Annotated in this window: 23 protein-coding genes; 15 read left to right on the top strand and 8 right to left on the bottom strand. The window is 73.2% G+C overall.

Annotated features, from left to right (window positions below):
• Positions 1 to 25: 25 nt before the first annotated feature.
• Together OC439_RS21870 and OC439_RS21865 are read right to left on the bottom strand one after the other, a co-directional pair.
• Positions 26 to 967, bottom strand: coding sequence for a carbohydrate ABC transporter permease (locus tag OC439_RS21870; protein ID WP_262015061.1), 942 nt, complete (start codon positions 965 to 967; stop codon positions 26 to 28).
• On the bottom strand, positions 961 to 1,890 hold the full coding sequence (locus tag OC439_RS21865) for an ABC transporter permease (protein WP_262015060.1): 930 nt from the start codon (positions 1,888 to 1,890) through the stop codon (positions 961 to 963). Before OC439_RS21865 ends, OC439_RS21870 begins: the two co-directional genes overlap by 7 nt.
• A 67-nt stretch (positions 1,891 to 1,957) precedes the next feature.
• On the opposite strand from OC439_RS21865, the gene OC439_RS21860 reads away from it, so the two are divergent.
• Entirely contained in the window at positions 1,958 to 2,986 is a 1,029-nt protein-coding gene (locus OC439_RS21860; protein WP_262015059.1) for an acetylxylan esterase, read from the top strand.
• A gap of 120 nt (positions 2,987 to 3,106) precedes the next feature.
• Positions 3,107 to 3,637: a hypothetical protein gene (locus tag OC439_RS21855; protein WP_262015058.1), complete on the top strand. Its 531-nt coding sequence runs from the start codon at positions 3,107 to 3,109 to the stop codon at positions 3,635 to 3,637.
• Between the two features lie 13 nt (positions 3,638 to 3,650).
• On the opposite strand, the gene OC439_RS21850 is transcribed toward OC439_RS21855, so the two are convergent.
• Positions 3,651 to 4,007, bottom strand: a complete 357-nt coding sequence (locus tag OC439_RS21850) for a nuclear transport factor 2 family protein (protein WP_262015057.1) — start codon at positions 4,005 to 4,007, stop codon at positions 3,651 to 3,653.
• Positions 4,008 to 4,115: 108 nt separating this feature from the next.
• On the opposite strand from OC439_RS21850, the gene OC439_RS21845 reads away from it, so the two are divergent.
• A complete protein-coding gene (locus OC439_RS21845) occupies positions 4,116 to 5,156 on the top strand; it encodes a DUF4034 domain-containing protein (protein ID WP_262015056.1) in 1,041 nt (346 codons plus the stop codon).
• A gap of 147 nt (positions 5,157 to 5,303) precedes the next feature.
• Entirely contained in the window at positions 5,304 to 6,440 is a 1,137-nt protein-coding gene (locus OC439_RS21840) for a hypothetical protein (RefSeq protein WP_262015055.1), read from the top strand.
• Between the two features lie 62 nt (positions 6,441 to 6,502).
• Here OC439_RS21840 and OC439_RS21835 read toward each other — a convergent pair whose 3' ends face one another.
• Entirely contained in the window at positions 6,503 to 7,051 is a 549-nt protein-coding gene (locus OC439_RS21835) for a TetR/AcrR family transcriptional regulator (RefSeq protein WP_262015054.1), read from the bottom strand.
• Positions 7,052 to 7,158: 107 nt separating this feature from the next.
• Between OC439_RS21835 and OC439_RS21830 the strand changes: the two genes are divergently transcribed.
• The 5 genes from OC439_RS21830 to OC439_RS21810 all read left to right on the top strand — a co-directional run bounded on the left by OC439_RS21830 (position 7,159) and on the right by OC439_RS21810 (position 10,445).
• Positions 7,159 to 7,572 carry a nuclear transport factor 2 family protein gene (locus OC439_RS21830; protein WP_262015053.1) on the top strand — a complete coding sequence of 138 codons (414 nt, stop codon included), beginning with the start codon at positions 7,159 to 7,161 and terminating at the stop codon, positions 7,570 to 7,572.
• Positions 7,569 to 8,408 carry an ergot alkaloid biosynthesis protein gene (locus OC439_RS21825; protein WP_262015052.1) on the top strand — a complete coding sequence of 280 codons (840 nt, stop codon included), beginning with the start codon at positions 7,569 to 7,571 and terminating at the stop codon, positions 8,406 to 8,408. Before OC439_RS21830 ends, OC439_RS21825 begins: the two co-directional genes overlap by 4 nt.
• Positions 8,409 to 8,614: 206 nt before the next feature.
• Positions 8,615 to 9,562: a hypothetical protein gene (locus OC439_RS21820; protein ID WP_262015051.1), complete on the top strand. Its 948-nt coding sequence runs from the start codon at positions 8,615 to 8,617 to the stop codon at positions 9,560 to 9,562.
• Positions 9,563 to 9,609: 47 nt separating this feature from the next.
• Positions 9,610 to 9,759 (top strand): hypothetical protein, encoded by a 150-nt coding sequence (locus OC439_RS21815; protein WP_262015050.1) that lies wholly within the window; start codon positions 9,610 to 9,612, stop codon positions 9,757 to 9,759.
• 59 nt (positions 9,760 to 9,818) lie between these two features.
• Positions 9,819 to 10,445 (top strand): M23 family metallopeptidase, encoded by a 627-nt coding sequence (locus tag OC439_RS21810; protein WP_262015049.1) that lies wholly within the window; start codon positions 9,819 to 9,821, stop codon positions 10,443 to 10,445.
• Between the two features lie 9 nt (positions 10,446 to 10,454).
• Here the strand turns inward: OC439_RS21810 and OC439_RS21805 are convergent, their stop codons facing one another.
• Positions 10,455 to 10,868, bottom strand: coding sequence for a DUF4260 domain-containing protein (locus tag OC439_RS21805; RefSeq protein WP_262015048.1), 414 nt, complete (start codon positions 10,866 to 10,868; stop codon positions 10,455 to 10,457).
• A 152-nt stretch (positions 10,869 to 11,020) separates the two neighbouring features.
• Here OC439_RS21805 and OC439_RS21800 point away from each other — a divergent pair, with 152 nt between their 5' ends.
• From OC439_RS21800 to OC439_RS21785, 4 genes are all read left to right on the top strand, one after another.
• Positions 11,021 to 11,560 (top strand): DUF1697 domain-containing protein, encoded by a 540-nt coding sequence (locus OC439_RS21800; protein WP_262015047.1) that lies wholly within the window; start codon positions 11,021 to 11,023, stop codon positions 11,558 to 11,560.
• 31 nt (positions 11,561 to 11,591) lie between these two features.
• Positions 11,592 to 14,687 carry a BTAD domain-containing putative transcriptional regulator gene (locus OC439_RS21795; protein ID WP_262015046.1) on the top strand — a complete coding sequence of 1,032 codons (3,096 nt, stop codon included), beginning with the start codon at positions 11,592 to 11,594 and terminating at the stop codon, positions 14,685 to 14,687.
• A 117-nt stretch (positions 14,688 to 14,804) separates the two neighbouring features.
• A complete protein-coding gene (locus OC439_RS21790) occupies positions 14,805 to 16,508 on the top strand; it encodes a bifunctional 3-(3-hydroxy-phenyl)propionate/3-hydroxycinnamic acid hydroxylase (protein ID WP_262015045.1) in 1,704 nt (567 codons plus the stop codon).
• Positions 16,509 to 16,544: 36 nt separating this feature from the next.
• The gene (locus tag OC439_RS21785; protein WP_262015044.1) at positions 16,545 to 17,489 is read left to right on the top strand and encodes a GIY-YIG nuclease family protein; all 945 of its coding nucleotides are present in this window, start codon (positions 16,545 to 16,547) and stop codon (positions 17,487 to 17,489) included.
• Positions 17,490 to 17,502: 13 nt separating this feature from the next.
• Here OC439_RS21785 and OC439_RS21780 read toward each other — a convergent pair whose 3' ends face one another.
• Complete coding sequence (locus OC439_RS21780) at positions 17,503 to 20,262, bottom strand: matrixin family metalloprotease (protein ID WP_262015043.1); 2,760 nt, start codon at positions 20,260 to 20,262, stop codon at positions 17,503 to 17,505.
• A gap of 165 nt (positions 20,263 to 20,427) precedes the next feature.
• Here OC439_RS21780 and OC439_RS21775 point away from each other — a divergent pair, with 165 nt between their 5' ends.
• A complete protein-coding gene (locus OC439_RS21775) occupies positions 20,428 to 22,461 on the top strand; it encodes a hypothetical protein (protein ID WP_262015042.1) in 2,034 nt (677 codons plus the stop codon).
• Between the two features lie 59 nt (positions 22,462 to 22,520).
• On the opposite strand, the gene OC439_RS21770 is transcribed toward OC439_RS21775, so the two are convergent.
• Positions 22,521 to 23,489 (bottom strand): alpha/beta hydrolase, encoded by a 969-nt coding sequence (locus OC439_RS21770; protein ID WP_262015041.1) that lies wholly within the window; start codon positions 23,487 to 23,489, stop codon positions 22,521 to 22,523.
• A 53-nt stretch (positions 23,490 to 23,542) separates the two neighbouring features.
• Positions 23,543 to 23,848: a putative quinol monooxygenase gene (locus OC439_RS21765; protein WP_262015040.1), complete on the bottom strand. Its 306-nt coding sequence runs from the start codon at positions 23,846 to 23,848 to the stop codon at positions 23,543 to 23,545.
• Positions 23,849 to 24,002: 154 nt separating this feature from the next.
• Between OC439_RS21765 and OC439_RS21760 the strand changes: the two genes are divergently transcribed.
• On the top strand, positions 24,003 to 24,908 hold the full coding sequence (locus tag OC439_RS21760; protein ID WP_262015039.1) for an AraC family transcriptional regulator: 906 nt from the start codon (positions 24,003 to 24,005) through the stop codon (positions 24,906 to 24,908).
• Positions 24,909 to 25,168: the final 260 nt, after the last annotated feature.

Raw genomic sequence — 25,168 nt, 5'->3', positions numbered from 1 at the left:
CGGTGGTGGGGTGTGGTGCGGGCGGCTATCCCTTCACGGCGCCGAGCATGATCCCGGAGACGAAGTACCGCTGGATGAAGGGATAGACCGCGAGGATCGGCAGGATCGTCAGCACGATGGTCACGGACTGGATGGTGGCGGCGGACTGGACGACGTCGCCCGCGCTGCCGAGGCCGCCGCCGGTCTGCGTGGCGTCCGTCGCGCCCGCGATGAGGTTGCGCAGATAGACGGTCACCGGGAGCAGGTCCTGGCGGTCCATGTAGAGGAACGCGGCGAACCAGGAGTTCCAGAACGAGACGGCGTAGAACAGCACCATCGTGGCGACCATCGCCTTCGACAGAGGCAGGACGATCCGCAGCAGCGTGCCGTACGTGTTCAGCCCGTCGACGGCGGCGGCCTCCTCCAGCTCGACCGGCAGGCTCTCGAAGAACGCCTTCATCACCAGCAGGTTGAACACGTTTATGGCGTTGGGCAGGGCGATCGCCCACACGGTGTTCTTCAGCCCGAGGCTGGTGACCAGGACGTAGTTGGGGATCAGGCCGCCGGTGAAGAACATGGTGAACACGGCGATCCCGACCAGCGCGGTCCGGCCCCGCAGGTGCCGCTTCGACAGGACGTACGCGTAGCAGGTGGTCAGCACGACGGAGATGAGCGTGGCGACCACGGTGTAGAAGACGGTGTTGCGGTAGCTGATCCAGAACGTCGGGTCCGACGTCACCACGCGGTACGCGGTGAGGTTGAACCCCCGCGGCACGAGGTTCACCTCGCCCGCGACGATGTACGCGTTGTCGCTGAGCGAGCGGGCCACGATGGTGAGGAACGGATACAGGGTCACCACCACGACGCCGGTCAGCACGACGGCGTTGACGACCTGGAAGACGCGGTAGCCCCGGGTGGGCCGGGGGCCACGCGGCCGGGCCACCGGTTCCCGGGTGCGGGCCGGGGTGCGGGCCTGCGTGCTCACCATAGGCTCGTCCCCACCGTGCGCCTGGAGATCGCGTTCGCCGACAGCACCAGCGTCAGCCCGATCACGGACTCGAACAGGCCGATCGCGGCGGCGTAGCTGAGGTTCCCGGAGACGATGCCCACCCGGTACAGGTAGGTCGAGATCACGTCCGCCGTCGGGTAGGTGAGCGGGTTGTACAGCAGCAGGATCTTCTCGAAGCCGACTGCCATGAAGGTGCCGATGTTGAGGATCAGCAGGGTGACCATCGTCGGCCGGATCCCCGGCAGCGTGACGTGCCAGGTCTGCCGCCACCGGTTGGCGCCGTCGATGCGGGCCGCCTCGTACAGGTCACCGTCGACCGTGGTGAGCGCGGCGAGGTAGAGGATGGTGCCCCAGCCGACGGTCTGCCAGACCTCGGAGGAGACGTAGATCGTCCGGAACCATCCGGCCTGCTGCATGAACGGGATCGGCTCACCGCCCACGGCGCGCACCATCTGGTTCACCGTGCCGTCCACCGACAGCAACTGGAGGACCATGGCGGCCACGATCACGATCGACAGGAAGTGCGGCAGGTAGGACACCGACTGGACGAACCGCTTGAGGGCGCGGTTGCGCACCTCGTTGAGCAGCAGCGCCAGCACGATCGGCAGCGGGAAGCAGAACAGCAGGGTCAGCGCGCCCAGCACGAGCGTGTTGGTGAACACGCTCCAGAAGGTCGGGTCGGTGAAGAACAGCCGGAAGTACCGCAGGCCGGTCCAGTACTCGCCGAAGATGCTGCCGCCCGGCTGGAAGCGCCGGAACGCGATCACGTTGCCGAGCATCGGCAGGTAGCGGAACGTCAGGAAGAACAGCAGCGGCAGGACGGCGAGCGAGTAGAGCTGCCAGTCCCGGCGCAGGGCCCGCCGCCAGGGCGTACGACGACTGCGCGGGATCGGGGCTGCCAAACTCGTCCTCCCGCCTGACCGTCGGCTGGAACTTTCCGGTAATACGTCGTAAGCCTTTCGGAAATTTATGGGTATCGTTATCAGCGTGTCAAGAGCGTCGATTGATATCTCCCTCGAGCAGCTCCGCCGCTACGCACCGGCCGTTGCCGAGCCCGCCGACTTCGACCGGTTCTGGCGGGCCACCCTCACCGCCGCCGCGGCCACCCCGGTGCTCGTCGACGTCCGTCCCGAACCCACCGACCTGCGGCTGGTCGACGTATGGGACGTGACGTTCGCCGGGTACGCAGGCGAGCCGGTCCGGGCCTGGTACACCCGGCCCGCGGGCGTACCGGCGCCGCTGCCGGCAGTGGTGGAGTACCCCGGCTACGGACGCGGCCGGGGCCTGCCGGGCGAGCGGCTCACCTGGCCGGTGGCCGGTTACGCCCACCTGCTGGTGGACAACCGGGGACAGGCCGGCCTCTACAGCCGCGGCGACACCCCGGACCCGCACGACGCGCCCGGCGGGCCCGGCCCCGCCACGCGGGGGATCCTGTCCCCGGACGACTACCACTACCGCCGCCTCATCACCGACGCGGTCCGCGCGATCGACGCCGTCCGCGTCCTGCCCGGGGTGGACCCGGCCCGCGTCGCCGCGGTGGGCAACAGCCAGGGCGGTGGGCTCGCACTCGCGGCGGCGGGCCTCGTCGACGACCTCGCCGCGCTTCTGGTCACCGCCCCGTTCCTGTGCGACATCCAGCGCGCCATCGAACTGACCGAGGCGTCCCCGTACGGCGAGATCGCCAGCTACCTGGCGGTGCACCGCGAGGCCGAGGAACCGGTCCGGCGCACGCTGTCGTACGTCGACGGCGTCACCTTCGCCCGGCGGGCCACCGCCCCGGCGCACTTCGGGATCGGCCTGCGGGACGAGGTCTGCCCACCGAGCACCGGTTTCGCCGCCTACAACCAGTACGCCGCCGCCAGCGGATCGATCGTGCCGCTACGGGAGATGCACACGTACCCGTTCAACGGCCACGAGGGCGGGGAGGCCGTCCACGTCCGGCGGCAGCTGCGCTGGCTCGACACGGTGCTCCGTACCGCCGGGACGACGGCCGGCTGACGACCTCACCGGATGCCCCCAGCGCAGCGCCTGGACCCGGGCCGGCGTCCCGGAGCAGGCGTCGTGACGCCCGCGCGGGCACCGTCCGGAGCGACTGTCGTCCGCCCCTAGACTGCGCCGATGGATGCTGAATTCGCGGCGAACGCCGCGGCCACCGCCGCGATCTTCGGAGTCTTCGGGATGGCCTGGTTCGGCTGGGCGCAGGAGGCGCCGCCCAAGGCGTGGCGTCCGTGGCTCGGCGTCGGCTCGGTGTTGTCCCTGGCCGCGGCGATCGCCGGCGGCGTCGTCACCGTACGCACCTGGGACGAGGGCAGCTCCGTGGACGACAGGACGGGGCCGGTCTTCGGTGTGATCGTCCTGATCGAGGTGGTCCTCTGCGCCGCCGGCGCGATCTGGCTCCGGCGGACCGGCCGCGCGTCCCTGGTTCCGGCCTGGATCGCCCTGATCGTCGGCCTGCACTTCTTCCCCCTGGCGCCGCTGCTGGGGTATCCGGCCCTCGCGATCTGGGCGGCGCTCGTCACCCTGGTCGCGGTCGTCAGCGTTGCCGTCGCCCGGCGGTACGACCTCACCCCCAGCGCCGTCGTCGGTGCCGGCACCGGCGTGACCCTCCTGATCGGAGCGGCGACCGCACTGGTGCACGCCGGAGCCTGAGCGGTCCGAGCGCTCACTGGACCGGGACGAAGGTGGCGGCCAGCACCCGCCAGTTGCCGTCCTCACGCACCCACAGCCGGGTGTAGCGCAACCGCGCGGACACGACGGCCCCGCCCTGGACCCCATCCACCGCAGCGACCGTGCGGGTCACCCCGGTCGCACCGTCGTCCTGGACGTCGAGCGACTCCTCCACCAGGTCGGTGATCCGCAGGGCGCCCGAGCGGTAGCTCTCCAGATCGTCCTCCTTGGTGAAGACCGTGCCGTCCGGTCCGGCACCCACGACCCGGGGGTGCAGAAGCGCGTCGAGGGACTCGACATCGGCGGCACGCTGAGCGGCTTGGAGCCGCCGTTCCGCAGCACGGAGATCCATCCACCGATCCTCTCCGGCGCCCCGGACCGCGACAAGCAGGTTAGCTCGCGGCAGAACGGCAACGCTGCGGCCCCCACCCCGGTTCGCTGACATCTACCATCCCTGATCATGATCTCGACCGTGTGGCGGATTCTCACCCGCCAGATCGACCCCAACCCGGCGCAGGACGACGCCGTGCTGCGCGAGGCGTGCACGCAGGCGCGGTACGGCTCCGACATCGGACCGGCCCGGAAGGCGCTGATCGCCACCCGCAACGACTACGACCGCCGGGCCCGGTACGTCGGTGTGCTCGCCGAATCGACAGCTCGTGGGCTGGGATCGCGGATCGACCGTACGACCGGCCGGGTCGACACCACGGAAGCGTGGACCGACCGCTGGGTGTCGCGCGCGCCCGCGGATCCGGACGCCCAGCTCGTCCGTGCCGGTTCGCTGATGGCACGGGCGTGGGAGGTGCGCGGCGGCGACTGGGCCTCCAACGTACGTCGGGAGCAGTGGGTCGAGTTCAGCCGCCTGCTGGACCTGGCCCGGCAGGTGAACGATCTCGCGATGCGGCTCGCACCGGACGACCCCACGCCGTGGGCGCACCGGCTGCGCCTCATGATCGACGAGAGTGCGCCACTGGAGGACGTCGAGGAGACGTGGCGTGAGCTGACCAAGCGGGATCCCTGGCATCACCAGGGCCACGTGCTCCGGCTGACCTACCACTGCCGGAAGTGGAGCGGCTCGCACGAGGCGATGTTCGACTTCGCCCGCTCGGTCGCCGCCACGGCGCCTACCGGCTCACCACTGCTCGTGCTGCCGGTTCGGGCCGCCGCGGAGTGGGCGCTGTGGGAGCAGGATCGCGAACCCCACGGCGGTACCGCCGACGAGATCGGCGAGCGGTGGCGACAGGATCCGGTCATGCAGGCGGATCTCGACAACGCGCTGAACCGGTGGTTCCACCAGCCGGCGACCCGGCACGCCCACTGGCTCGACGACGCGAACTTCCTGGCGTACGGGCTGGTGCGCACCGGCCGCGACGCGGAGGCCGCGCCGGTGTTCGCGTCGATCGGCCGGTACGTGACAGGCGTTCCGTGGGCCTGGTGGGGCGACGAGCGGCACGACGCCGTCTTCCTCCGAGCCCGTCGCCGCGCCCGCCGCGCCGCCTGACCACGGGCGACGCCGTCGCGGCCGCAGTCGACTCCCGATCGGAGAAGCCGTTCTTACCGCTCTCTTACGGGACCGCGCTCGGGCGCATGCGCAGCGTCGCGGAACGCGATGCTGAGGTCCGACCACCGATCGGGGAAGAGGGCCACCATGGGATCACTGGCACGGTACGGGCTGTCGATAGTGACAGTCTCCACTCTGGCGGCGGGTGTGCTGCTCCCACCGGTCGCACCGGTCGCGGCCGCCACGCCTTCGACGTGGACGGCGACGATCCCCGCGCTGATCCACGAGAGCCGGCTGACCGACGTGGTTGCCACCGGCCCGAACAACGCCTGGTCCGTCGGCTACCAGGCGTCGACATACACGGGGTACTCGATCGACCAGCCGTACGCCCTGCTGCGGTGGAACGGGCGGACGTGGACGGAACGGCGCCTGCCGCACCAGGCGTATCTGCTGTACAAGGTGGACGCGGCGGGCGCCCGGGACGTCTGGACGGTGGGCTCCCGGCGCCTCGGCGAGTCGTACGCCGGGCACTTCGACGGCGTGACCTGGACGGCGCACGCGCCGTGGCCCGCCCCGGCGGGGACCTCGGAGCTGCTGGACGTGGCCGCCACCGGCGGCGGACGGGCCGTGTTCGTCGGCCACGACGGCGGCCGGCCGCTGGTCGTCGAGGGCGGCACCGGTCAGTTCGGCCGGGTCGCGGTGCCGGGGACGGAGGGAGTCAACGGTGTCCTGCGGGCGGTCTCGCGAACTCCGGACGGTGGCGTGTTCGCCGCCGGGGAGCGGTACGTCGCCGATGCGCCCTACCCGGAGCCGATGATCGCGCAGCGCGTCGGCGGGTCGTGGCGGGTGGCGCCGCTGCCGTCGATCCCGAGCGCCCGGCTGACCGGCGTGTGGGCCCGCTCGTCGACCGACGCCTGGGCGGTCGGCACCCAGGACTACGACTCCGCCCCCAAGCCGGTCATCCTGCACTGGGACGGCCGGACGTGGCAGCGGGTGGCCGGGCCGGCGCCGGCCGGCTGGGTCTACGCGGTCGCCGGTGACGCGAACGGCAACGTCTGGATCAGCGGCACGAACCCGATCCCGCCGTACGTCGAGTACCCGGGCACGCTGCTGCTGCGCTACACCGGCGGGCGATGGAGCGTCGCGTACGGGCCGAAGGTCGAGGGCAACGATCCGAGCCTGGACGCCCTGGCGAACATCCCGGGGACCTCGTCGTTCTGGGGGAGCGGCACGGTGTCGACAGCCGGGCTCCGCCTCACCGCCGTGATCGAGCGGACCAGGTGAGGGTGGGGGGCGTGAGCGCGGCACCGCTCACGCCCCGCCACCCTGGCACCCGCCGGGAAGAACTACCGCCCGGGGGCCAGCACCGAACGGGTCAGCGCCGCCAGCCCGGCATCCCAGCGCTCGTCGGGCCAGTCGCGGAGATGCTCGACGAGGTCGCTGCGCACCGCAGCCAGCAGGGCGTGGGCGAGGAACTCCGCCGACTCGGGGCCCCGGGCCTCGGACACGATGGCGGTCAGCGTCGCGTGCCACTCCTCGTACGACTCGTTGCGATAGGGGCTTCCGCTTCCCGCGTTCTCCAAGGCCAGCGTGAGGACCCGGTTGGCCCGCTTGAACCGGACCAGCTCCCGCAGCAGGTGCAGGGCCCGGTCCGCCGGCGGATCGCCGGGCAGGCTCGCCGCGAGTGACGCCTGGAGCTGTTCGCCGCGTGCGCCGTAGAGGGCTTGGATGAGGCCCAGCCGGTCGCCGAAGTGGCGGAACAGCGTGCCCTTGCCCACGCCGGCGGCAGCGGCGACGTCGTCCATGGAGATCCGGTCGGGATCGGTCGCCGCCTCGAACAGCCGGTCGGCCGCGGCGAGCACCGCCTCCCGATTCCGCGCCGCGTCAGCACGCACTCCTGCCCCCTATCGCAAACGGACCGTCAGTCCGCTATGGTGAAGCGGACCGGCCGTCCGCTTATCGTAGATCACCGCGGGCGGCCCGCCGACAGGAAGGAACAGCAGTGCCGAGTACCGCCACCGATGTGTTCCACCAGGCTCTGGATCTTCTGCTCGTCAAGGACATGCCGGGCTTCATCGCCCTGTTCGCCGACGACGCCGTCATGGAGTTCCCCTTCGCGCCGCCCGGGCGGCCCAGCCGGGTGGCCGGCCGCGCCGAGCTGCACGACTACCTCATCGACTACCCGCGGACCCTGGACATCCGCGAGATCGCCGACGTCACCGTGCACCAGACCGCCGACCCGGAGGTGATCGTCGCCGAGTTCACCGCCACCGGCGTCGTCGTCGCCACCGGCGAGCCGTACCGGCTGCGCTACATCGCCGTCCTCACCATCAGGGCCGGGCGGATCGTGCGCTACCGCGACTACTGGAACCCCCTGGCCGTGCGGGAACTGTTCGGCGAGGGGGTACGGGCATGATCCTCGTCGTCGGAGGCACGGGAACGACGGGCCGACTCGTCGCCGCGAGACTCGCCGCCGCCGGCCGCCGGACCCGCGTCGCCAGCCGCCGGGCGTCCGCCGAGGGCGTCCGCTTCGACTGGTACGACCGCAGCACGCACGACACGGCGCTGGACGGTGTGACAGGGCTCTACCTGATCGCGCCCCTCGGCGACGCCGACCCGGCGCCGACCATGCTGCCGTTCCTGGACCTGGCCCGGCGCGCCCGGGTACAACGGGCCGTCCTGCTCAGCTCCTCGGCGATCGAGGCGGGCACCCCGGGACTGGGCGAGGTGCAGGCCCATCTCGGCGAGATGATCCCCGAGTGGGCGGTGTTGCGACCCTCCTGGTTCATGGAGAACTTCGTCGGCGAGCACCCGCATGCCGCGAGCGCCCGGGACCGGGGCGAGATCGTCAGCGCCACCGGCGACGCCCGCGTGGGCTTCGTCGATCCGGCCGACATCGCCGAGGTGGCGGTGCGTGCCTTCACCGACCCGGCGCCCCACGACACCGAGCACGTCATCACCGGTCCCGAGCGACTGAGCTACGCCGACGTCGCCGCCACGCTCACCGACCTCCTCGGCCGCCCGGTCCGGCACCGCGCGGTCGACGAGGACGCGCTCACCGCGTACCACGAGGCTCACGGCCTCGCGCCCGACTACGCCCGCTTCCTCGCGGGCCTGGACACGGCCGTCGCCGCGGGCTCGGAGGACCGGGTCACGACGACCGTCGCGGACGTGACCGGCCGGCCACCCCGGACGTTCCGGGACTTCTGCCGCGACCGGCTGGCCGGGGCATCTCGGGCCGTGGACGTCTGAGATCGGCCCCGGCCGCCGTCAGGCGGGGCTGGAGGGCTCGGTCCTGCTCGCCCGTTGCTCGCCGACATCGAAGCAGGCCGCGAACTCGCGCTCACCACTGACGTCGACGGCGCCTGACCGTCTCGTCGACGGGTCGCGCGCTGACGTGCAGCCGGACAGCTCGGCGTCGATCCGGTGTTGTCGGAGGCCGTGGCTATCCTTTCGCGGTGTCGTACGCCGATCTCACTTCCGCGCAGTGGAACGACCTCTCCGACAGCGCTGTCGGCCGGCTGGCGCAGGACATCGCCGGCCGGCACGAGCTGACAGTGGCCGGTGTGGAGAACAGGGCGTACGCGGGCCGGTCGCACCGCACGGCCCTGTTCGACCGCGGCGGGATGCGGTTCGCGCTCGTCCCCGGCGGCCGCCCGGCGCTCGGCTACGACGCGGCCCGGTTCCGTCCCGCCGCACACCAGACCGCCGAGTACGCCGACAGCGCCGCCGAGTTCGGCCTCCCGTCGCTGACCGAGTACGTCGACTCGATGACGTCGCCCGTCCGCGACGTCGACATGCCCGCGATGCTGATCGCGGTGGACGCCTTCGACCCGTGCGAGGTGCCACTGGCGCCGGACGACCCGCGCGTGCGCGAGCTGGTCGCGGCGGCCGGGGGCCGGTTCGGCGGGGTGCGCACCTTCCGGTCCGGTGACGGGCTGACCGTGGAGTTCGACCGGACGACCGGGAAGGTGGTGCGCGCCCGGGCGATCCGCGAGGTCTCGTACGACGACGCGATGGCCGGGCTGGCCGACCTCGGCCTGCGCACGACCACTCCGGACGAGTGGGAGTGGGCGTGTGGCGCCGGTGCGGCGACGCTGTTCCGCTGGGGCGACGACTGCCCCGGCGACGGCTACCCGTACGACCACAGGACCGGCCCGCACCGGCAGGAGAACCTCTGGGGTCTGGCGATCGGGCAGGATCCCTACCGGCACGAGGCGACGACCGAGCGCACCGTCGTGTGCGGTGGGGACGGCGGCGGTGCCACCTGCGGCGGCAGCGGCTTCTTCCTGGGCTGGCTCACCCTGGCGACCGCGTACCGCGACGAGGATTTCGGCCGGTGGGCCGCCTCCGACGACGGGTACGCCGACGAGATCCTGACCCGGCCCGTCATCGAGCTGGGCTGAGGCCCGGATGGACGCCAGGACCGGCGAACCCTTCCGCACGGTGGGCGATGACTGATCGTCCGCTGCTGTTCCTGGACGTCGACGGGACGCTCCTGCCCTTCGGCGGCTCCGCCGGGCCGCCGGCGGACGGCGTCAACCCGCTGCTGGCCGGTCTGGACGCGGACCACCGACTCGTCGCGCGGTGGCTGAACGAATAGACCTCGTCACGCCCGAGCCGGTCAGGCTGTCCACAGCACCGCCTGTCATGCTCGAAACGATGACCACCGAGCGCCCACGCGGCTCCCGTCTCCCGCGCGTCCTGCTGATCGTCGGCGTCCTCGGGTCGCTCGCCGCCGTCGCGGCGATCGTGGTGCCGCTGGTGCGGCCACCCGGCCCGCGACCGGACTTCCAGCTCCCGGTGGCGTGCGGCGAGACGTGGCGGCTGTCCACCTATCCGGGGCACGACGACTACGACGTCGACCTCTTCCCGACCTCCGGGGAGGCGTGGGGGAGGCCGGTGCTCGCCTCCGCCGACGGCACCGTCACGGTCGCGGGGATCAACGGCTCGCTGGGTGGCCGCACCCCGCAGGATCCGGACGGGCCGCGCGGACGCGGCGGCGGCTACTGGGTCAAGATCGATCACGGTGGCAAGTGGGAGACGCAGTACCTGCACCTGCTCGAACCGCCGTCGGTGCAGGCCGGTCAGCGGGTGGCCCGGGGCGACCAGCTCGGGCGGGTCGGCAGCACCGGGAACTCCGGGGCCCCGCATCTGCACTACGAGCAGCGCCGCGGCTGGGAGAAGGTGGAGGCCCACTTCGACGGCGTGCCCTCCGGGATCACGTCCGACGACCGCGAGTACTCGGTGCGGCTGACGAGCGCGAACTGCGCGCCGTCGCGCCAGTGACCGGGGCGGTCAGCGTCCGTCGGTGGTGGTCCGGGCGCGGCGGGCCTTTCCGATCAGGCCGAGGTGGGTGTGCTCGAACCCTTCGCCCGTCTTGAGGCCGTACCCCAGCGCGCGGTCGACGGCGATGTGGAACGCCCACGCGACGGCCAGGACGCCGAGCCAGTCGATCCGGTCGCCGGACGCGGCCGCCGCCACGGCCACCGCGCCGAGCGCCGCCGGCAGCGCGTACGAGTGCGCCAGGTTGTAGCAGACGGCGCCGACGCGCGGCCCGCGCAGGTAGCCGAGCATGGACAGGTCGAAGACGAGGAAGAGGGCGAGCAGCGACCACCACGGGTATCCGGCCGCGACGGTCACGACGACGGCGAGGACAGCGACGACGGCGGCCTCGACGCGCTGTGTCGTGACGGGGTTCAGCTGCGGCATCTCCCACCTCGATGTCGGTGCCGGGGACCGGCGCGGAGGCGGCCGGCTCGCGCCGTCGGCCTGCCCGGACAGCGTACGCAGGCGACTGGGGCCGGTGCGTCGAGGTCACGGACGTACCACGGTGACGCCACGGCCGGTTACCATCCCGAGTCATGGCGAGATACGTCGCTCTGCTGCGCGCGGTGAACATCGGTGGCGCCAGTTCCATGGCGATGGCGGAGCTGAAGGAGGTCTTCGTCTCCTGCGGCTTCGACCAGGTGGCGACCTACATCCAGAGCGGCAACGTGGTGTTCGGCTGCCCGGAGACCGACGAGGCCGTGATCCTGGCCGAGATCGGCCGGGGCATCACGCGGCGGTGGGGCCGGGACGTGCCGGTGCTGCTGCGCAGCCTGGCCGAGCTGGACGCGATGATCGCCGCGAATCCCTATGTCGACGCGCAGACCGATCTGACGAAGCTGCTGGTGACGATGCTCAGCAGCGACCCCGGCGCGGACAAGCAGGCGGCGCTCGCGTCCCCGCCCGGCGAGACCGGGACGCTGACGCTCGTCGGCCGGGACGTGTTCGTGCACGTGCCCGACGGGTACGGGCGCAGCAAGCTCGGCAACGCCTTCGTGGAGAAGAAGACGGGTGTGGTCGGCACGACCCGCAACTGGCGCTCGGTGCTGAAGTTGCGTGAGATGGCGGCGGCCTGACCCGGCGCCGGGCACGAGGGGCGTCGTCGAGGTGACTGTGCAGTTCCGGGTGCTGGGTCCGCCGGAGGTCGTCCGGAACGGCCGGGTGGTGCCCCTCGGCGGCCCGAAGCAGCAGGCACTGCTGGCCCTGTTCCTGCTGCGCCCGAACCGGTTCGTCGCCACCGACTGGCTTGTCGACGCGCTCTGGGACGGAAGACCGCCGGCCAGCGCCCAGACCACGCTGCGCACCTACGTCGCCGGGCTGCGCCGGGCCGTGGAACCGCAACGCTCCCACCGCGAGCCGGCGCGCGTCCTGCGCAGCCACCCCCGGGGGTACGAGCTGCGGGTGGACGCCGACGCGGTGGACGCGGCCCGGTTCGGCGCCCTGGTGGACCGGGCGGCGGACGCGCTCGCGGCCGGGCGGCCGGAGTCCGCCGAGCGGACGTACACCGAGGCGCTGGCGTTGTGGCGCGGTGAGCCGCTGGCGGGCGTGGCCGACCTGACCACGGTGCGCCCGGAGGCAGCCCGGCTGGCCGAGCTGCGGGTGAGCGCCGAGGAGGGGCGGTTGACAGCGGCCGTCACCGCGGGCCGGCACGCGACGCTGCTGCCGGAGCTGCGCCGGTTCGTGTCGGCGCATCCGCTGCGCGAGGGCGCCCGGGCGCAGTTGATGCTGACGCTGTACCGGTCGGGGCGGCAGACCGAGGCGCTCGCCGTCTTCGACGAGGGCCGCCGGATCCTGGCCGGCGAGTACGGGATCGACCCGGGGGAGCAGATCCGGGCGGCGCACCGGCTGATCCTGGAGCAGGCCGTACCGCAGGACGCCGGCAGCCCCGCGGACACCGGCGGCCCGGCGGCCGGGACCACCTCGGAGCGCGACGTCGAGGCGCTCGTGGGGCGGGACGCGGAGCTGGACCGCCTGCGGGAGGCGCTGGACGCGGCGACCGGGCAGGGCGGGCGGGTGCTGACGCTGGTGGGGGAGGCCGGCATCGGCAAGACCAGCCTCGCCGCGGCGCTCGGCGCCCGCGCCGCCGCGAACGGCGTCCCGGTGGTCTGGGGTCGCTGCCCGGACGTCGGGCAGGCGCCGCCGTTCTGGCTGTGGAGCCAGGTGGTACGCGCGCTCGTGGCGCTGCCGCACACCCGCGCCGCCGGCTCGGCGAGCCGGCTGGACGGGTTCGCCACGGGCGCGCCGAGCGGACCGGCGGACGGTCGCGGCCTGGACCCCACGGCGCGGTTCCAGGTGTACGAGGCGGTGGCGGACCTGGTGCACGCGGCGGCCCGGGAGCGCGGGCTGCTCGTCGTCCTCGACGACCTGCACGCCGCCGACCCGGATTCGCTGCTGTTGCTGCGGTTCCTCGCCACCGCCCTGCCGGCGTCGCGGGCGCTGGTGGTCGCCACGCTGCGACCGTACGACGACGATCCGGCCCTGGTGGCGACTGTGGCCGAACTGGCGCGCGGACGCGGCTTCGGCCAGGTCCGGCTCGCCGGGCTGGACGCCGCGGCGGTCGCCGACCTGGTCCGGGACCGCACCGGCGTGGCGCCGCCGCAGCCGCAGGTGACCCGGCTCGTGACCCGCACCGGCGGGAATCCGTTCTTCCTCACCGAGATGCTGCGGTCCCGGGCCGACGCGGGCGCCGACGCGGAGCTGCCGCCGAGCATCCGCGACACGGTACGGCTGCGGCTGGCCGGGCTGCCCGCTGCCACCCGGCGCTGCCTCGACCTGCTCAGCGTCGCCGGACACGATCTGGACCTGGCAGTGCTGGCGGCGGCGCTGGACGGCACGGCCGAGGCGGTCGCCGAGGACCTCGCACCCGCGTACCCGGCCGCGCTGGTGGTCGAGACCGGGCCGGGCGCGCTCGCGTTCCGTCATCCGCTGATCGCCGAGGTCACCTACGCCGAGCTGGTCCCGCCGCGCCGGGCCGCGCTGCACGCCCGGCTGGCCGCCGCGTACGAGCGGACCGCGGGCACCGCACCGGCGGAACTGGCCCACCACTACGGCGAGGCGATCGGGCTCGGCCACGGCGAGGACCACCTGCGGTGGTCACTGCGCGCCGCCGACGACGCCACCCGCCGGGTCGCCTACGAGGACGCGCTCGGCCACCTGGAACGCGCCGCGTTCCGGCTCGCCCCCGCCGCACGGGTGTTGCCCGACGTGGCGCACACCGAGCTGACCGTCCAGTTGCACCGCGCTTCCCTGCTCCAGATGACAGTGGGCGTCGGCAGCGACGCCGTCGACCGGGTCTGCGCCCGGGCCCGGGAGCTGCTGACGCTCGTCGGGCCGGACGCGGACATCCGCCACGCGCTCTGGGCGCTCGGTGAGCTGGCCGCCAACCGGGCCGAGTTCGCGATCTGCGCCGACCTCGCCGGGCGGCTCGTCCGGGCGCCCGACGACGGCAGCGGGCTGATCGCCGTCGCCGGGGAGTACCTGCTGGGCGCGGTCGGCTACTTCACCGGCCGGCAGGCCGACGGCGAGCGGCGGCTCACCGCCGGCATCGAGCGGCTGCGTACCGTCGACCGGGCGCTGCTGCGCCGCGAGGTGGGCCGGCGTCCGGTGCTGGCCTGCCACAACTTCCGGGCGCTCGTACGCTCGATGCGCGGCGACCCGGCCGGCGCGTGGGCGGACATCGCCGCCGCCGAGGCCCTCGCCGAGGAACTCGACGACCCGTACGGCCGCGCCAACGCGGCGCTCTACGCGGCCTGGCTGGCGATGCAGGAACACGATGTGGCAGCGGCCGACGCGGCGGGCCGGCGGTGCCGGGACATCGGCCGGGACACCGGCCTGCCGCACATGACCGCGACCGGCGCGTACTTCCTGGAGTGGGCCGCGGCGCGCGGCGGCGACCACGGCCGGCTCGACGCGATGCGCGCCGCCGCCGACGAGTTCTACCGGCCCGGACTGCGGTCCACCCGGACCATCACGCTGTGCGCGATGGCCGAGGCGTACCTGACCGCCGGTCGTCCGGAGACCGCGGCGACGCTTGCCGGTGAGGCGCTGGCGGTGGCGGACCGGGTCGGCGAGCGCGTCTTCGTCGCGGAGCTGCACCGGATCCGCGGCGCGGCCCGGCGCGACCGCGCCGAGTGGGACCTCGGCGCGCGGATCGCCGCCGACCAGGGCGCGGGCCTGCTGCTGCCCCGGTTCGCCGCGTTCTGACCGGTGTGGGGGCCCGCCTCCACGCCGTCTCCACACCCCTTCCACAGCGGACTGGTGCCCTGACCGGTGCCGGACGGCGGAGAACCGTCCGGGACCACGTTCCGAAGGGGCACCACGATGGAAACAGTTCAGCCGCCGGCTCACCAGGAGGTCCAGGAGGTCGAGGTCGCCGTCATCGGCTGCGGGCCGGTAGGCGCGCTCACCGCCAACCTGCTCGGCGCCCGCGGCGTCACCACGCTGGTCGTGGAGCGCAGCGCCACGCCGCACGGCCAGCCGCGTGCCTTCTCCTGCGACGACGAGGCGTTGCGCATCTACCAGCAGGCGGGCCTGCTCGACGAGATACGCGACGAGACGATCGCGCCGCCGCTCGTCGAGTACGTCAACGGCGCGGGCCGGGTCTTCGCCCGGATGAAGCTGTCCGAGACGGACTTCGGGTACGGGCACGCGCCGCTGCGCTTCTTCGACCAGCCGCGACTGGAACACACGCTGCGCACCGGGCTGGACCGCTTCCCGCACGTCCGGCTCGCGCTCGGCACCGAGCTGGTCGGCCTGACCCAGGACGAGGACGGCGTGACGGTGCTGCTGTCCGACGTGGTCACCGGGCAGCGGCGGGCGGTCCGCGCCCGGTACGTGCTCGGCTGCGACGGCGCCCGCAGCGCCACCCGCGCCGCCGTCCGGATCCCGCTGTCCGGGGCGAGCTACGCCGAGCCGTGGCTGGCCGTCTCCGGCGACGTGCCGCCCGACGCGGTACGGGTGCCGGACACCACGTTCGTCTGCGACTGGCGGCGCCCGGCCTTCGTGTCCCCCGGCGCGGCCGGCAGCTACCGGATGGAGTTCATGCTGCGCCCGGGCGAGACCGAGGACGAGGTGCGGCGGCCGGAGAGCATCGCCGCGCTCGTCTCGCCGTACGTCGACCCGGACCGGTTCGCCGTCACCCGGGCGGTGGTCTACACCTTCCACCACCTCGTCGCGCAGCGGTGGCGGGAGGGACGGGTGTTCCTGGTCGGCGACGCCGCGCACCAGATGCCGCCGTTCATGGGCCAGGGCCTGTGCAGCGGCCTGCGCGACGCGGCGAACCTGTCGTGGAAGCTGTCGCTGGTGCTGTCCGGCGCCGCCGGCTCCGCCGTGCTCGACACGTACGAGACCGAGCGGCGTCCGCACACGGTGGAGATGGCGCAGACGAGCGTCCGGCTGGGCCGCGTCTTCCTGGCCCGTAACCGGGTCACCGCCGGGATGCGCGACGCCGCGCTGCGGGCGGTCCAGACGATCCCCCGGGTACGGCGGTTCGTGGAACGGTTCGAGTTCAAGCCGGTGCCGGCGTACCGGCGGGGCCTGATGGCCGGCGGCCGGCGCGACGGCGTGGTCGGGACCATGTTCCCCCAGCCACGGGTCCTCGTTCCGGGCACGCCCGGGGAGCGTCTGCTCGACGAGGTGCTCGGCGACGGTTTCGCCGTGCTCGGTCGCGGCGGCGTGGCCGACCCGCTCGGCGCGTGGAGACCGGGGCTGCCGGTGCGGTTCGTCGTGGTCCACCCGTCCGGCACGCCGCTCGCCGACCTGCCGGGTCCGTCCGCCGACGCAGCGGCGACCGGCGGTCCGGACCGGGTCGACGTGGTGGACGCCGACGGGGTGCTCGGCGGGTGGCTGCGGCGGCACGGCGCCGACCTGGTGGTGCTGCGGCCGGACCGGTTCGTGTTCGCCCTGGTCACGGCCGGTGACGTCGAGCAGGTGGCACGGGACCTGTCGGCCGCCCTCGGTGCGCCGCCGGACGGAGACCGGACCCGGGCGGACGCCTCGGGACTCGCGGCGGCACCGGGCTCGTGACCTGACGTCCGGGAGCAAGGCCTATCATCGCGCACTGTGGACCGTGCGGAGGTCGACCGGCTGACTGTCGACGGGGTGGGTTCGATAGCGCACCTGCTGCCGAGGTCACGCGGTCGGTGCGGCATCTACGAGCTGACCTTCGCCGACGGCGAGCGGTACGTGGGGCAGGCCGTCGACGTGGTGGCCCGGTTCGGCATGCACCGCCAGAAGTGGCACGACATCGTCGAGATCGCCTTCCGGCGTGTACCCCGCGACCGGCTCGACGACGAGGAGCGGGAGCAGATCCGCAGGCGGGAGTCGGCCGGGGTGCGGCTGCGCAACGTCGTGCACACCGCCGGCCGGCTCGGCGCCGCCGAACTGGACCGGATCCTGCCCCCGTCGGAGCAGGAACGCTGGCTGGCCGGCCACGAGCCCTGCCCGATCCCCCTCGCGCTCCGCGAGGGGGACGCCGACCTGCGCCGCCGGACCCGCCACCAGTTCGACCGGCTGCGCGCCGACGCCCGGTTCACCGACGGGATGGCCCGCCTGATCGGGGCGTACCTGCGCCTCACGATGCCCGTACCGGAGCAGACCGAGCGCGACTTCTGGACGCTGACCGCGCTGCCGGGCACCAACTCCGCCAGCTTCCCGCGCCTGTTCACCGTCTCCGTGCACTCGCTGGAGACGCTGTTCGTCTGCCACGACCGGCGGCGGCCGCAGGATCTGCACATCCGCCTGAACGTCGACGAGGCCGCGGCTCGGTCACAGCTGCGCACCCGGCTCCGGCTGCGCGCGATGGGCGCGGCCCGAGCGCACTACCGGGTACGGCCGGGCGTGCTGGCGCTGCGGTTCGGATCGGTCGACGACGCGTACGACGCGCTGACCCGGCCGCAGATCGTCAAGGCGGCCCGCCGGCTCAACCTGGACCTGATGAGGAAGGGACCCGCGCTCAACTGGAAGACCCACTGCCCGGACCTCGTCCGGCACGTGCTGTCCGATTGAGCACGGGAACCGCTCACACCACGTCGGACACCCGGGTCAGGTTGGTGCGCTGCCAGTCGTGGTCGCCGAGAGAACGGGACAGCAACTGGATGTTGCCGTTCGCGGCCGTGTAGGTGATCTGGAGCCGGTCGCCGCCCAGCCACACCGACAGCACGCTGCGCCCCACCGGCGGCATCCCGTCGATCTGCACCCGCTCGGCCTGCCACGTGTCACCGTCCCCGGTCAGCTCCCACAGGCCGCCGTCGAAGTCGGCGAAGACCAGCAGCCAGCCGTCGGGCGCGCCGTCCACGCCGGGCAGCCGCTGCACCGCCGACGCGCTGCACTCGGGCAGGCCGAGTTCCGCGGTCAGCGACCGGGTGTGCCAGGCGCCGTCGTCGCCGACGGCGTACATCCGGATGTCCTGCCGGTGGTCGAGGCCGAACACCCGGTGCCGCTCGCCGGCCCGGTGTTCGCCCCACACCGGCATCATGGTCAGCGGCAGCGGGTTCTCCGCCTGGGTGGCCCAGGTCAGCGAGATCTGCCCCCAGCCCTCGGGGCCCTCCCACAGCATCCGCAGGTGCTCCTCGGCGTCCCGGTAGACGATCACGTCGAGGCCGGTGACGCCGTCGACGTACCCGTAGGGCGTGCCGTCGGCCGCGACCGCGCCCTCCACCGACACGTCCTGCCAGACCCATCCCTGCCCGGGCGCCTGCGACAGCCGGATCGTCCGGCCGTCCGTGGCGCTGTAGACGACCCGCTGGGTGTCGCCGTTGCGGTAGGCGTGCGGGCCGTACCGCATGGCGGGCGGGCCGCCGCTGTCCTGCGTCAGGTCACCCCACCACCACTGGCCCTGGTCGTACCAGATCTGGTGGACGTGGCCGCCGTCTGCGGCGTAGACGTACGACGGCACGCCGTCGTGGGCGAAGAACGGCGACGGGGCGCTGCCGCGGGCCATCCGGGGCGCACCCACGTCCGCGGTGAGCCGCGTCCACGTCCACCCGTCGCCCTCGGGGTAGTGCACCACGAGGTGCCGCTCGCAGTCGGAGTACGCGACGTGGTCCACGCCGGGCAGCACCCGGATGCCGACGCCGTCGGTGAACGGCAGCCGCCCGTACATGGCGAACAGGCCGTTGCGGTCGTCGGACTTGGGCACCCGGTACCAGCTCGCGTTGCGGTGCATCACGTTGCCGCTCTTGCCGTGGTTGAGCCCGAACGCGTGGCCGATCTCGTGCGTGGCGACGTGCCGGAAGTCGGGCCCGTGCAGGTCGACGTCGAAGTACCCGTGCGCGTCCCAGTTGATCTTCCGGTTGAAGATGACCGGAAGCTGGCCGCCCGCGTCGGGCCAGCCGGGAGCGGCCCCCCACTTGGTCACCGCGTAGACGGTCCGGAACCAGCCGGTGTCGTGGAAGACCGGGTCGTCGCCGACGGAGAAGACGATGTCCGCCTGCGCCGGGTCGAAGACGCGGGTGAACTCGAACGGCCCGTACCAGTTCTCGCCCAGCACCTCGCGCCACACGTCGAACGACACCTGGATCAGCTCGTGCTTCAGCGCGTCGGTGAACTCGTCGCGGGCGTACGGCATCGTCATGTCACCGAGGTGGTAGGTCAGGTTCGTGTGCCGGAAGTGCCCACCCTGGAGGACGAAACCGGTGGTGGTCGTCCGGTCCGGGGTGCCGCAGCCCGGTGCGGTCAGGTGGGCGGCGGTGACGGCGTCGGGCCGCCCGGTCACCGGCAGCTCGTGGAACGTCTGGTACGCCCGGATCGCCGCGCCGAGCCCGGTGGTGGGGGCGAAGCCCGCCTCGGTGAGCAGCGTGGCGACGGCGTCCAGGGGCAGGTCCGCCACGTCCGGCCGGATCAGCGACACCGTGCCGTCCACCACGTCACCCACGTACGCCGTGCCGTCGGCGGTGACCGCCACCGCGTACGGGGCGTGACCGGTGGTGATCGGATCGAGCGTGCGCGGCGCGTACGGGTTGGTGGTGTCGACGAGCTGAGCGCCCTTGTCGGTCGCCAGCCAGGCCCGGGACAGTCCCGGCACGGCCGCGAGGTCACGGACGCCTGCGGCGCTCACCACCGCGCCCAGCCGTGCGCCGGTGTCCGGGTCGTGCACGCCGAACAGCGGGTGCACGGTGCCGCCGCCGAGCGAGCCGAGGTAGATCATCCCGTCGTGCGCGACCGCCACCCCGCCCGGCTGGAGGTGGGCGGGCTCGACCGGCGCCACGGTGAGCGTGCCGTCCGGGCGCAGCACGGCGAGCGCGTCGTCGGCCGGCACGAGGCCCTTGACGTACAGCGCCGCGTAGACGGTGCCGTCCGGGGCCACCGCGAGGCGGTTCGGCGCCGACGGCAGCGGCACCACGCTCCGCTGTGTGGTGTCGGCCAGTTCGATGACGTGCAGCCGCCGGTGCGCCCAGTCGGCGACGTACAGCAGGTCGGCCACCGGGTCCACGGCGATCGCGATCAGCCCGAAGCCGATCGGGATGTCGGTGACCGTCCCGGTGGCCAGGTCGCACCGGGAGACGCTGTAGCTCTGCACCCCCCGGTTCATCACGTACGCCTGCCCGCGTCCGGGGTGCCAGGCCACCGCGCGGGGCTCATGGCCGACCGCGAGGGACGGGCGGACCGGGGCGAGGGTACGGGGATCGAGGACGTGCAGCCGGCCGGCGCCGGACGCGGGGTAGTGGGCGACGAGCAGCGTCGTGCCGGTGTCCGTGACGGCGTGCACCGAGCCGGGGTCCCCGGGGGTGCCGAGGGCGACCTGGAGCTGAGGCGGTGGGGTGGGGGCGGGAGTGGTCATGACGTCCTCCACTGGACGTGAGTGCTTCGCGACCCACCGTAGGACTGCGCGCCTGACCTGCGGATTCTTCGTCGTTGATCCGGCAGTGTCGATGTGCGGGGCCTTGCCGAGATCAGTTCACGGGCGTAGGAAGAACACCACCGTCCGATGTCGAAGGAGACACGCGTGCCCACCCCCAGACGGCTCCGTCTCGCCGTGTCCGCGCTGGTGACCGCATCGGCCGTGCTGCTCGGCTCCGGGGCCGCCGCGGCGCCGTCCGCGCCCCCGGCGCCGGCCGGGCAGCGGTCCTGCGACCCGATCGACCCGGCGGCCTGCCTGCTGCCGTTCCCCAACGACTACTTCACCGTGCCGGACCGCAGCACGCCGACCGGCAAGCGGGTGCGGTTCGCGGCCTCCGCGATGCCGGCGAACGTGCTCGGCGTGCCGATCGACCCGGCCGAGTGGAACCGGCAGGACGGCTTCAGCCCCGGCTCGCCGATCCTGGCGCGCGTACCCGGCCTCGACGTCACGCGGACCCGGATCGCGCCGGTCACCGACGTCGCGCGCTCGCTGGCGCCGGACGCGCCGATCGTGCTGCTCGACGCCCGCACCGGGCGGCGTACGCCGTACTGGGCCGAGCTGGACGCGCACGCCGCCGGCAACCCGGACCGGCAGGCGCTGATCATCCGGCCGGCGGTGGCGTTGACCGAGGGCGCCCGGTACGTCGTCGGCCTGCGCGGCATGCGCGACGGCGACGGCGCGCTGATCCCGGCCCCGAAGGAGTTCCGCGCGTATGTGACCGGTGCCGGCCTGGACCGGCGTGACCCGCGCGCGCCGCAGATGAAGCGGATCCTCGCCGACCTGAGCCGGGCCGGCGTCAAGCGGCACAGCCTCTACCTGGCCTGGGACTTCACCGTCGCCAGCCGGCAGGGGCTGACCGGGCGGATGCTGGCGGTCCGGGACGGCGCGTTCGCCGCGCTCGGCCGCCGCGCGCCCTCGTTCACCGTCACCCAGGTCACCGACTACACGCCTGAGCAGGACCCGCTGATCGCCCGGCAGGTCACCGGCACCGTCGCCGTACCGTCCTACCTGACCGGCGACGGCGGACCGGGCTCCCGGCTGCACTACGGGCCGCCCGGCGGCGACGGCACCCCGCCGACGCCGAACGCGCTGCCCACACCGTCCGGCACGACGGTGGCGGCCGACTTCGTCTGCAACATCCCGCGCAGCGCGTCCGCCACGAGGCCCGCGCACCTCTCGCTCTACGGCCACGGCCTGCTCGGCCGGCCGACCGAGATCAACGCCGGCAACGTCAAGACCATGTCGCAGACGTACGACTTCACCTTCTGCGCGACGAGCTGGATCGGCATGGCCGCCGCCGACGTCCCGTACGTGGCGGGCGCGTTCACCGACCTCAGCGCCTTCCCCGCGGTGGCCGACCGGCTCCAGCAGAGCTTCCTGAACTTCCTGTTCCTGGGCCGGACGATGATCCACCGCAACGGGTTCGCGGCCCACCCGGCGTTCCGCGACGCCGCCGGTCGGCCGTTGATCGACGTGGCCGGCGGGCTGCACTACGACGGCAACAGCCAGGGCGGCATCAACGGCGGCGCGCTCACCGCCATCGCCCAGGACTGGACCCGCTCGGTCCTCGGCGTGCCCGCGATGAACTACTCCACGCTGCTGCAACGCAGCGTCGACTTCGCCCCGTTCCAGACCGTCATGGACGGCTACTACCCGGACCGGATCGACCAGCAGATCGTCTTCGGTCTGCTCCAGATGCTGTGGGACCGGTCCGAGGCCAACGGGTACGCCCAGCACATGACCGACCGGCCGCTGCCGCGTACCCCGGCGCACCGGGTGCTGATGCACGTGGCGTTCGGCGACCACCAGGTGTCGACCGTCGCGGCGGAGGTGCAGGCGCGCACCGTCGGCGCCCGCCTGCACACCCCGGCGCTCGCCGACGGCTGGTCACCGGACGTGCGGCCGTTCTGGGGCATCGCGCCGATCCGCAGGTACCCGTACGCCGGCTCGGCGATGGTGGTGTGGAACAGCGGCGCCGCGTACGCGCCGCCGCCGACCAACCTGGCGCCCGCCGGACCGGAGTACGGCGAGGACTCGCACGAGTTCCCGCGCGCCCAGCCCGGGGCACAGCGGCAGAAGGCGGTGTTCCTGCTCACCGGCAAGGTGATCGACGTCTGCGCGGGCGGCCCCTGTCCGTGACGTGGCCCTACCGGGGCACGGCCGGCGCGAGCGGTTCGCGCCGGCCGTGCGTCCCGGTGTCAGTCCCGGTGCCCGGGGCCGGGCTCCAGGATCCGGGCCAGCCAGTCGGCCTGGGCCCGCCGGGCCGCGGCCGAGACGCGCACGTGCGGGAACAGCGCCGCGAAACCGTGGAAGCCGCCGGCCCACATGTGCAGTTCGGCCTGGCCTCCGGCGGCCCAGATCCGGGTCGCGTAGGTGACGTCCTCGTCGCGGAAGACCTCCGCCGTCCCGGCGTCGACGTACGTGGCCGGCAGGCCGGACAGGTCCCCGGCGAGCGCGGGGGAGATGTAGGGGGAGACCTCCGCGCCGGTCCGGTCGCCGAGGACGCTGCGCCACCCGAACTCGTTCATCTCCCGGGTCCACACGCCGTCCGGGCCGGTGAACTGCCGGCTGGACGTGGTGTCGTTGCGGTGGTCGAGCATCGGGCACGACAGCAGTTGGGCGGCGACTGCCGGTCCACCGAGGTCGCGTGCCATCAGCGTGACCCCGGCCGCCAGGCCGCCACCGGCGCTGGCGCCGGCCACGACGACACGGTCGGGGTCGATGCCGAGGGCGGCGGCGTTGTCGGCCACCCAGCGGAGGCCGTGGTAACAGTCGTCGACCAGGGTCGTACCGGTGGCCTCCGGGGCCAGCCGGTAGTCGACGGTGACCACGACCGCGCCGAACCGGTCGAGCCACTCCAGCGGGATGTCGATGTTCGAGAAACGGTCTCCCCACATCATCCCGCCGCCGTGGATCCAGTAGACGCAGGGCGCTCCGGCCGCCTGCTCGGCCGGGCTGAGGACGGACAGCGGGATCGGCGTTCCGTCCGCGGCGGGGACGGTGACCTCACGCCGTCGCACCGCGCGGTCGCGCAGGTGGGTCTCGATCGGTGGCTCAGGGAGCCGGCGTACGAATTCGATCACCTGGGGGCCCAGGGGTGGCATGGACGGCAGTTCGGCCAGGGCTGCCAGGAACTCGGGGTCGAGGCCCGGTCGAGGGGAGTTCATCAGAGGGTCCTTCCGGTGACGGGGATCGGGGCGGGCCGGCGGCGGCAGCCGGTTCAGAAACGCGCCTTCCCGCCGACCGGAACCGCGTCCATGTACGCCGACTCGCCGGCCAGCAGCGGCTGGAGCCTGGCGACGAGATCCTGGGCCTGCGCCCCGGCGAAGAACCGGCGGTGTGCCTCGGCGCTGGTCCAGCCCTCGACGACGTGCACGACATCGGGGTCGGAGGCCGAGCGGGACACGAGGAAGACGAGGCAGTCCGGATGGGGCAGGGACGGCGCGCCGAGCAGCAGGCCGACCAGGTCGTCAGCCCTTCCCGGCCGGGCGGTCATGGTGGCGTGGAACCCGTGGCGGACGGTCATCGCAGTGCCTCCTGAATTGTCATATCCGGGCTCGTCCCGGAAATCCGACGACTCAATGGAAGCAGCTTGAGCAGGTGAAACGTTAGAAGCATGCTCGCGAAGACTTGCCTGATCCTACTCAGCTTGCGAGGATCGGTCGTGCTTTAATCGGTGGGTGGATCTGGCTGAGTTGCGAGCGCTGCTGGCCCGTTACGCGCGGCCGGACATGAGCACCGCCATCGACGGTGTGCTGATCTCGAAGGTCGAGCGGCAGAGTCCGCCGGCCACGTCGATGTCGGGCACCGTCATGGCACTCGTCGCCCAGGGGGCGAAGCAGATGGCGCTGGGCGACCGCGTGTACGAGTACCGCGCCGGTCAGTACCTCGTCGCGTCGGTCGATCTGCCGGTCACCGGCCGCTTCACCCGGGCCGGCGCCGACTCGCCGGCACTGGGGTTCGGCCTGGTGCTGCACCCGCCCACGGTCGCGGAGTTGCTGTTGCAGGCGGCGCCGGGCGACCTCCCGCCCGTGCCCGGCGCAACGCCCTCGGGCCTGGTGGTCAGCGACGCGCCGGACGAACTCGTCGACGCGGTGATCCGGTTACTGCGGCTGCTGGACCGGCCCCGGGACGTCGCCGTGCTCGCGCCCCTGGTCAAGCGGGAGATCCTGTGGCACCTGCTCACCGGGGAACAGACCGGGGCCGTCCGGCAGCTCGGCCTGGCCGACAGCAGCCTCAGCCACGTCGCCAGGGCGGTGCGGTGGATCCGCGACCACTATGCGCAGTCGTTCCGGGTGGAGGAGCTGGCCCGGCTGTCCGGAATGAGCGTGTCGGCCTTCTACCGCAACTTCCAGGCCGTGACGGCGATGAGCCCGATCCGTTTCCAGAAGCAGATCCGGTTGCAGGAGGCGCGGCTCCTGCTCGCCACGCATCCCCGCGACGTCACCGGCGTGAGCGCGCGGGTGGGATACGAGAGCCCGTCGCAGTTCAGCCGTGAGTACCGCCGCCAGTTCGGGGCGCCTCCCCGCGAGGACGCCGCCCGCCTACACGGCGCCACCCGCGACCGCGTTCCCGCGGTCGTCTGACCGCAGACCTACGCAACTCCGCCGCCGTCGCGAACCCGCTGCGCAGCGTGCCGGGGGACGCCGCCTACCTGCACGCCCTCGTGAACAGCCTGCCCGGACCGGGCTGATGTCCTAGGACGGTCGAGAGGATGTGTCGGCCGCGACGGCAGCACGTTGGTGGAGGAGGTCTGCGTCTCGCGGCGGATGCGGGCCGCGGGGATGCCGGCCCGGATCGTCCGGCGGCGCTTCGTGCATCGGGGATCCGCGATGCTAGCCTGCCC

The organism is Micromonospora sp. Mcm103 (genome assembly GCF_024519755.1).
GTDB lineage: Bacteria > Actinomycetota > Actinomycetes > Mycobacteriales > Micromonosporaceae > Micromonospora > Micromonospora aurantiaca.
This window is presented reverse-complemented; position numbering and strand designations above follow the sequence as displayed.